This window comes from Calyptranema fuscum S582 (assembly GCF_055793305.1).
On record NZ_JBSLYH010000067.1, the window covers coordinates 24,196 to 33,033 of the forward strand.

The window sequence follows — 8,838 nt, forward strand, 5'->3', positions numbered from 1 at the left end:
TTAAACACTATTCCTAGTTCTGCTTCACATAACGCTTACCACTTGAAGTCACTTCAATAAATACCTTAAATAACAGATTTTCGGTGTATTCATCAAAATTTTTAGAGAAGCGACGTACCCTTCTAGGAGAGCCTAGAATATGAATTAGCTCCTCTTCAGTAATTGATCCATGCGTATCTATATGAGTGAAGATAACTTTGATCTGCTGATTGTATGAGTTATCTAGATCTGCTTGAGATTGAGGTTTTATTGCAAAATTATCAGTAGGTTTATCTTTGTTCATAGCTTCAAGATTTGGAATAATTTCAAAGGCTTCTGCTATTTCTATTTCCTCAACCTCAGCGAAAATATCGGGATGATAAATTTTGAGTTTCGCTTCTCTTCCAATATTCCCAAATAGTTTAAAGATAATATCTATACTTGACCATTCCTCTATATCTAAATCGAAAAAGTAAATATTACTGCTGGACAACTCTAGACCTTCTGGATCTATTACTTTTATGTTTATATCTAATTCATCAATAGATGTGATCGCTAATCTTAACTTCCCCTTTGCAAAACTTCTGATATATTTTAGTATTATTTCCTCCTCTAAATAGGATTGATTATATACATTTAGCTGATAGAGCGTGACTCGAAGCCTGTTCCAACCTAAAAATCTTTCTTCTAAAGATGTTCCGATAATAAATTCTGGGTTTTTGAGGCTTAATAGCAATTCTTGAATTTCTGAATTTAGCGTAATTGCCTTTGAAAAGTAGTATTCTATTTCCTCAATATCTAAAACATCTAATAAACTAGCTAAAATTCCTCTATTTAAATAGACCTCTGGGCACTCAAAGCCCATTTCAATTATATTATCCAGATCGTTTTTCGCATCTTGATAATTACCTAATGAAAGTTCGATGATACCTCTTACAAGAAAAGAATCTAGATCTTTACTATTAGTTTTAATTGCCTTATTTATACTTTTCAGTGCTTCTCCATAGCTCTTTTTTCTGGTGAAATATAAAGCTTTATTGTAATGAATTAGATAGAGCCACTCTTTGAAAAAAGATTTCAACCTCTCCTTAGAAATTATATGCTTGTAGTCTGACCATTTCCACAATGCTCTAAACTCTTTGGTACAAGCGTAAAAATACCTCTTTATATCTCGGTCTTGTCTAATTTCTTGATTACATGAAAGGATACCCAGGATCAGAGGAACATCTGGTTCGTCAAAGGAATCCAGTTCCCTAATCGCTTCGAAAGATGAACGAAAACTTCCAAGCCAATAATTACATAAGCCTATATACAGAGTAGAATGATATCCGTAGTTCGCCTTTTCAAAGTCGTAAATAGCACTCTCATAATTCCCTAGTTTATACTTCGCTATCCCCCTATAAAAATAGAGATCTTCATCATCACACCAATAGATGTCTTTACCACCACGCCAGCAAAGATTTTCATTCTCACAAAAGTAATCGTTCTCGCCACTAAACTTTGTCGAAATTAAATTTTTAATTATATCAATGCAATCCATATAAAAACCGGAGTATAGCTTTGAGATTGCCAGAACTAAAATTTCATGATCGCTGTTTACCTTAAAATCACTAACTTTTGAAAAATCATCTAAAGCACCTACCTTATTTTCTAAAATAAGTCTTAAGATGCCTCTGAGAAAGTAAGCAAAAATTATGTTTGGATTCAGGGAGATGAAGGTGCTGAAATCTTGTTCAGCTTCTCTATAGTCTCTTTTTGCTTTGCAATGTTCTAAACCCTGGCGTAAATAAACTAGCTCAGGTTTATCTCTTAATTGAGCCAAGTCATCGGGACAAGCAGCATATAGCCACTGTATTGATTCAAGTTCAAGCGCTTTATATAAGCCTCTTTTTTCTAGAAGACAAATAACCTGATCACATAAAACTCCCTTATCGATCAGCTCTGAGGGACTAAACTTTGGTCTTCTGATAACACTAAGCATACTCATAGAAGTTCTGATCGAAAGAATAGATATAAGCTTGATTACTAGTTTTGCTTTACATACCGTTTGCCGCTTCCTGTTGTCTCAATGCGAACAGAAAAAGGAACCTGCTTGAGATGCTCCTCAAACTCCATTGAGAAACGCCGCACTTTTCGGGCATTTCCAAGCATCTGGGTGAGTTCTATCTCTGTAATTGAGCCATGCTGCTGGAGATGGAGAAAGACCTGACGAATCCCTTCATCCTCAAAGCGATCGTGCCACTCAAGGCTCCCAACTGCCTCTGAAGGAGAGGCTTGAGCAGCGACTTGAAGTGTGCCTGAGACATTGAACAAATCAGCCGTTGTCGTTGGCTCCAACTCTTCAGTTCCTTCTGGATGGTAAACCTCGACCGGAACTCGTTCTCCCTGTGAACCTTTTAGGTCGAACAGCACCTCGATCCAATCGCTTTCAACCGGGACTTGCAAGACTTGATTCTTGACCTCAATGCCAGGAGCATCTTTGATCGTGAGTTGGATATCAGGGCGATTGGGCACCCGTAAAGAGAGGCTAACGGTTCTTGCTCCAATAAAGGTCAGTTGCACGCCTGGGGCTGGTTTAACTCGTAGCTGCAAACGGCTGAAACCCAGTAATTCTCGTTCAGCTTTTACCTCAGCGAGATACTTTAGTTTGATTGTTTCTGAAGCATGGCGGTGAGAAACTGTTAGCACTGGAATGACCCGCTCCTGAAGACTGTTGCCTCCATGTACGAAGGTGGCACCGAGATTGCCTGTCGCGAAGTTAGCGGTGTCTCGGCGGAATAGCAGGTAGCCTTCCTGTCCTTCATATTGCAGCGCATTCAGAGAAACCGTGACCGTTCCGGCTTCAGAGCGGGGTTCTGCCATGAGGACATGACGGCGATCGGGATCGCGCTTACTGCCATAGGGCTTGTGTTGAGTGGTTCGATCTTGCAACAGGAAACCATGATCCGCTGTAAAGACGAATTCATTGAACCCAATACTTCTTAAATGGCTCCAAGCCGTTTTAAGATGCTGTAGCCAGGTTTCAAAGGTGGCAAGCCCCACATTGGCTTCACCTGCGTCGTCAATTTCTTGGCTGTGAACCACAATTAAATCAATCTCGCCAAAGCCGCCTTTTTTTAGGCTCTCGACAGAACGACTGCGAATTTCAGATAGCTTGATCGCTCGTGCCCGTTTACGTCCAGCCCCCAAGCTGTCGATGCTCTTCTCGCTCATCGCTCGGAATCGTTCGTCGGGCGATCGCACGGTATATTCGCCCGTTCTAAATCCCTTAAAGCCATCGCTGCCAGCCAAGGTAAGCCGACCTGATTTATTTACAGGGGCTAAGGCATTCATCCCAACTGCTGTAATACTGGGGAGTTCCGCGTATCGCCCTTTTAAGACGGTCGTTGTTCCTGCGGATTCAAATTCTGATAGGAGTTCTGTTGCCATCTCAAAGCGGAAGGCATCGACCAGGAAGTAGGCAACTTTACGGTTGGCTTGAGTCAGGGGATGAACAACCTGATCGTAGAGGGTGCGTTGCTGGAGGTCGGGTTCCGGTAGAAAGCCTTCTGACTCACAGACAGCAGCGAAATCTTGAGCAAGCTGATCTGTCCAGCTGCGGTACTGAATTTGCAGGTGCTCCCCAGCTTCTTGGAGCGAAGCGTAGTGAGTCAGGGTTGGCTCCAGTAGTTTCAGCCGTTGCTGTTCAAAATGCCGATGGGCGCGATCGACCTGATAGCCTGCCTGGGTGTAATAGTCTAAAGCCTGCCGTAAGCTCTGACAGGATTTGAGCGGACGGTCAACTTTCTCGATCGCACATCCTAAGGCGGCTGCATCGTAAATCAATAACCATTCCAAGCGGCGGGTTCTATCTCGTTCAATCCAGAAGGAGGGGGTGGTTGTTCGGGCTTGTGCCCAAGTGAGGGCTTTTGTCCAATTGGCTTGCAGCAGGGCTTGAACTGCTGCTTCCAGAACAGCAGTTTCCTCTCGTTGAAAGGTGTCAATTTTACCGAAATCTTCTGGGCTAATGGCTTCTAGCTCTTGCTCTAAGCGACCTTCTACGATCGCTGCCATTTCCGCGTAGGAATCAGGGTAGCGATCGCGGAAATAGCTAATGAGTTGACTGCATGTTTTTTGTAGAACGGTTGAGAGTTGCTTGAGCGGCTTTAAGGCTTCTAGATGAGGTAAACGGGCTAGATCATTGACATATTCAACACACATTAACCAGGCAGCAAAGGCTTCTGCCAGATCTTGAAAACTCAAGGATGTGATTCCATGAAAAAGTTGGAGGAAGTCGTCGTTGATTCCGGTGTGGCGATGCAAATGGTCTTTCAGAATGCCAAGGGATGCTTCATCACTGACTTTTGAACGTAAGATTGCATCTGTTCCCAGAATGCCATCTAAAATCCACTCTAAATTGAGGCTCTCTAGATAAGCAGTTAAGCTGTCTTGTGGTTGAGTTGTAGCTTGTTGCAGCCAGATCTCAGCCGCAGCTAAATCAGCCACTCCATTACTCAAGTAAGTCTCTAGCTGGGATGGGTTGACCCGTCCAGTTGCAGCTTCCCGGATCAGGGTATCTAGAGCACGACGATAGCGATAACCTGCTCGGTAGAGTTCGAGCACTGGGGTTTTACGAATGCTGTCCTCGGTATGCCCTGGCATGTGAATCAGTAAGGGTTCTTGATCAAGACCGTTACCGTAAGGTTCAAGGGCGAGCAGCATTTCCAGGTAGCTGCCTCGAAAGGCAATGACAGGAGCAAAAAACTCGCCTTTGCTGTAGCGATCAACTAATTGATCGACGTAGGGTGTGTAAACACCATCCTTATCAAGCCAAACGACGATACCTCGTTGCCGCAACTCGCGTTTAACCTCTTCCTCTAAAACATTAGTTAACAGGTTTGGCTGAATCATGATGAGCTTACTTAGAAACCTTAACTGTTGGGAGCCGATGGCTAAAATCGATAGCTTTAAACACTCCTTGTTCTAGAGAAGTTAGTGGAAGCTCAACAATTAGAATAAGCCGAACCATTTACGTTTTTGTGGCTTACTACGAGCAAGAATTCTTGCAATCCTCTCTTCTTCGAGGCGTTTTAATCGCTCTACTTCAAGTCTCTGCCGTCTCAATTCGTCCAAACGTGCTTGTTCTGCCTGATCTTTTCTAAGTCGTTCAAGCCATTGCTGCCGTTCAATTTCTGCTAGTTTTTGCTGCTCAATCTCTTCTTGTTTCTGTCTTTCCCAATATTCCTGCCACTGTCTTTTACGTTCTTTTTCAGCTTTGATTCGTTCACTAAGCTCTTCGCTCCATTCCTGAGCATACTGATTCTTCGGGGATAGTTTAACTATATCTAGAAAGGTACTTAACGCTTTTTCCTCATAACCCAAACAAAGATAGATTTTTCCAATACAGACCAAGGCTTCAAGGTTATTAGGAGATTTTTTTAGGACGGATGTATAAGCAGTTAATGCTAGCTCATAATCTTCCCGTTTCCGAAATGCATGCCCTTGATAGAGAAGCCCAATAATGCTCCCTGAGTTGATTTTGCAAAATTCTGAGTAGCCATGAATTGTTTTTTTGCAATAGTCCAACTGATATGCTGCCAATCCTAAGTAGAACCATGCATTAGCTAGCTCTCGATTGAATTGCACTGATTGTTTAAGGGCAAGATAGGCGGATCGATATTTTTTGATTCTATAAAACGAAATGCCCAGCCCATAATACGCAGTATCCAATTGCGAGTTTAGTTCGATCGCTCTTTGATAGGAGTAAATTGCATCTTGATAAGCATGGGTTCGGTTTAAAGCTCTACCTCTCATGCTCCAGGCATTTGTCTGACTAGGATCAATCTCAATTACCTTATTCAAGCAAGCGATCGCCTCTTCATACCTCGCTTTTTCAAGCAAAGCAGTGCTTCGACCAATGAGTTTTTCAGAGTTTTCTTCAAGAGAACCTTGGAGTAAATCACGGTTCACCTGTGCAGAGTAGTTAGTTGGTTCAAGAGCGATCGCTTGATCATAGGCATCTACAGCTTCGGAATAACGCCCCAACTGTTCAAGGGTTCTGGCTTTGTCAAACCATAACTCAGAGCTACGAGAATTCAATCGAATTGCCTGAGTAAAGCTCTCTAGAGCAGCCTCAAAATTCTGAAGCAAGATATGAGCAATTGCTTTATAGTAGTAAGCCTCAAAAGTTTCCTTTCTAGCTATAGTGCTTTCAAAGGAGTCAACAGCTTCACTAAATTCAGATAGTAGTAATAAACAAAAACTTCTTAGAAACCAAGCTTTATAGTTCCGTGGTTCTTTTCTAATGACCTCTTTGAAAACGGCAATTGCCTCTTGGTAATCTTTCATCTCAATGAGGACTTGCCCTTCATTGACTTTTTTAATGTTGTCAATGTATGTTCTAATATCTTGCTTTGCAACATTGATTAGAATGTCTAGCAGTGCAAGAGTAAGTTTTTTTGGAAGTTCAGGAAATATTTCTTCTTTGAAGAAATCAATAATGAAGCTTAAGTCCGGATTCTGAATGAAGAACTGCTTCTCTTTAAGCCAATCTGTAATTGTAGGGATTATTGTGTTTGGATCTATAGGGAAATTGAACGAACTGTTATTGGGAGAGGAGTTCATGGGATGCCTCTAGAGTTACTTGGGGATAGACTTTGAATACAAGCAGATAGGAAATCAAAAACGAAGGCAATTGGTTCATTCTTCGTAGTCTTCAAACAAAGGACCTAGTGTCTCATCGTTGTCTTCCTTTTTGCGTTTTCGATCGCGCCGTTTCTCTTCCTTCTCGCGCAGGTCTGCTACTAGCTGAGGAAACTCTTCTTCAAATTGAGAGCGGAGGGCATCAGAGTTTTCCTCATCAATTGTGAAATCGGGGGCGATTTCGTCTTGCAGTCTCAACTCCCACTCATAGGCTTTGGCGGGGTGGTATTGCCAGAAGCATCCATGAGCGACGGCGAGTGAGGGATCTTTCATACATTTTTCCCGGATTCGCTCGGGAAAGTAACGGGCTGCCAGGTGTGACCAATCGTAGTCTTTTTTGCCTTTGGCGTTGCAGAGTTCTGACCACCAGGTTTTGGGCTTATTCCATTGCGGTTCGAGTAAGCACCAGAGGGCAGCGCTGTTGACCATTACGCCATCGTCCAGATCCATTCGGAAGGGGGCATTGGTTTGGCGAGGGGGGTCTTTGGGGTTAGCGGCAGGTGGTCCTTGCTCGGCACATTGTTGAACTAGATCGATGAATGCTTGGAGTTCGTTGTAAAGGGCTTGAACGGTTGCTCGACGTTCTTCTGCCTGAGCCTGTTGCTTGCGATCGCCCTTCCCCTGACTCTCTAGCAAATCAGCGGTTTCGCCTTCGAGTTCGCGCAGTTCGGGGATGAGGTAGTCGGCGAGGAGGGTTTGCAGGGTGTTGTCTGCCCAGCGATGAATGCTGATGTAGGCGACGAAGTTGCGGTTTTTGGAGGAGAGGGGGAAGTAGATAGGGCGTTGCTCATACATCCCCACATGCACGTCTTTGAAGAAGTTGAGGCGGAGCCAGTCGCGCAGGGGTTTGTTTTTGGCAATCTGGCTTCCATACTCACTCCAGGCAACTTGGATGGGTTGAGCGGCAGGATGGTTGAGGCTGTCTTTGGAGTCGGGGCGATCGCCTGCATAGGCAGAGAGATACAAAATGCCGTTGGGTAATGCGGATTCGGTCGCCTGGGGAAGAATGCCTTCGCCGTTTGCGCTAAATCGTCCCAGTGCAACACCGATCGCGTAGGAAACCCAGTTCACCGCAGGTGGCTGATCATAAACCGGGTTCCAATCGGGTAAAGGTTTACCGGGTTCACGGTCTACGGCTTGCTGTGCCCACTGTTGAGCATAGTTCCAGCAAGAGACTCCCGGTTGTTTGAACTCGACGGAGCTTTCACGGGCTGTTTCATGTTCGGTGAAGGTACGAGCAAGTTTGGCAAAGATTTCGTCTGCGGATTCGACGGAGAAGAGGGGAAGGCGGTTTACGTCACCATTCTTGAAATTAACCGTAGGATTTAATGCACTTAGAATTTCTCTTCCTAACCGAGAATTCATTAATGCACAAGCTGAGTTCACATCGTTGGGGTAAACCGATGATCCGCTAGTATCAATTACACTTTTATAACAATGCTTTCTAGCAGTAAAACTTGCACCAATTGTTGAAAAAGCTATTCCTGGAATAAAGTATACGTCTTGATTCTGTATGCTTCTAGTAAAGCTTCCGTACAAATAGCCATTGAATACCTTGACTTCTAAACCATGATTTTTCCATCTAATAATGTTGTTTAATCCCTCAAACCATGCTTTACCTTGAGCGCCCATGACATAAGGTGCCCAACTTCTCGAAACCACATCAGCAAAGCCGCTTAGCATTAAAGAGGAAGAATGAGACTCCCAAGGTTTGCAAATAAACCTTGTATTATCAGATGTACAAGCTCCTTTCTTGGCAGGGGATACCTCTCCTAGTTTTTGAGTATCACCATAACGATCGAGAAATTCATCATTCCACCAATAAACGATCGGCTTCTCCTTAATCACAGCAAAGCGATCGCTCTTAAACTCAAATCGCCCTACCTGTGCTAAAACTGCTGCTCGTTTACGGTTTGTTCGCTTGCGATCATAGGAAATATCACTCAAGGGAGTTGGTTGATTTGCAACGCTATTTTCTTCACTTGGCGGTACTTTTTGAAAAATACTCAATGCTACCGCTAACAATTCATTGGGTACTTCATCAAAAGCACCTCGGTCAAAATCTCCAATTGACCTCAAATCAAAAGTTTCAAGCAAATATTCCCGAATAGCGGTGTATTGCTGGATAAACATCCAGTTCCGCATTGTTACCAAACCTGACAATCCACCCGTTTTTGC

At 43.5% G+C, this 8,838-nt stretch carries 4 protein-coding genes; all 4 read right to left on the bottom strand.

Annotated elements, in window-relative coordinates:
- Nucleotides 1-13 precede the first annotated feature (13 nt).
- Nucleotides 14-1,966: a hypothetical protein gene (locus ACR6Z4_RS28860; protein ID WP_479720805.1), complete on the bottom strand. Its 1,953-nt coding sequence runs from the start codon at nt 1,964-1,966 to the stop codon at nt 14-16.
- 38 nt (nt 1,967-2,004) lie between these two features.
- Entirely contained in the window at nt 2,005-4,869 is a 2,865-nt protein-coding gene (pglZ, locus tag ACR6Z4_RS28865; protein WP_479720806.1) for a BREX-6 system phosphatase PglZ, read from the bottom strand.
- A gap of 99 nt (nt 4,870-4,968) precedes the next feature.
- Nucleotides 4,969-6,582, bottom strand: coding sequence for a tetratricopeptide repeat protein (locus ACR6Z4_RS28870; RefSeq protein WP_479720807.1), 1,614 nt, complete (start codon nt 6,580-6,582; stop codon nt 4,969-4,971).
- 75 nt (nt 6,583-6,657) lie between these two features.
- A partial coding sequence (pglX, locus tag ACR6Z4_RS28875) for a BREX-6 system adenine-specific DNA-methyltransferase PglX (RefSeq protein ID WP_479720808.1) occupies nt 6,658-8,838 on the bottom strand: 2,181 nt, incomplete at its 5' end.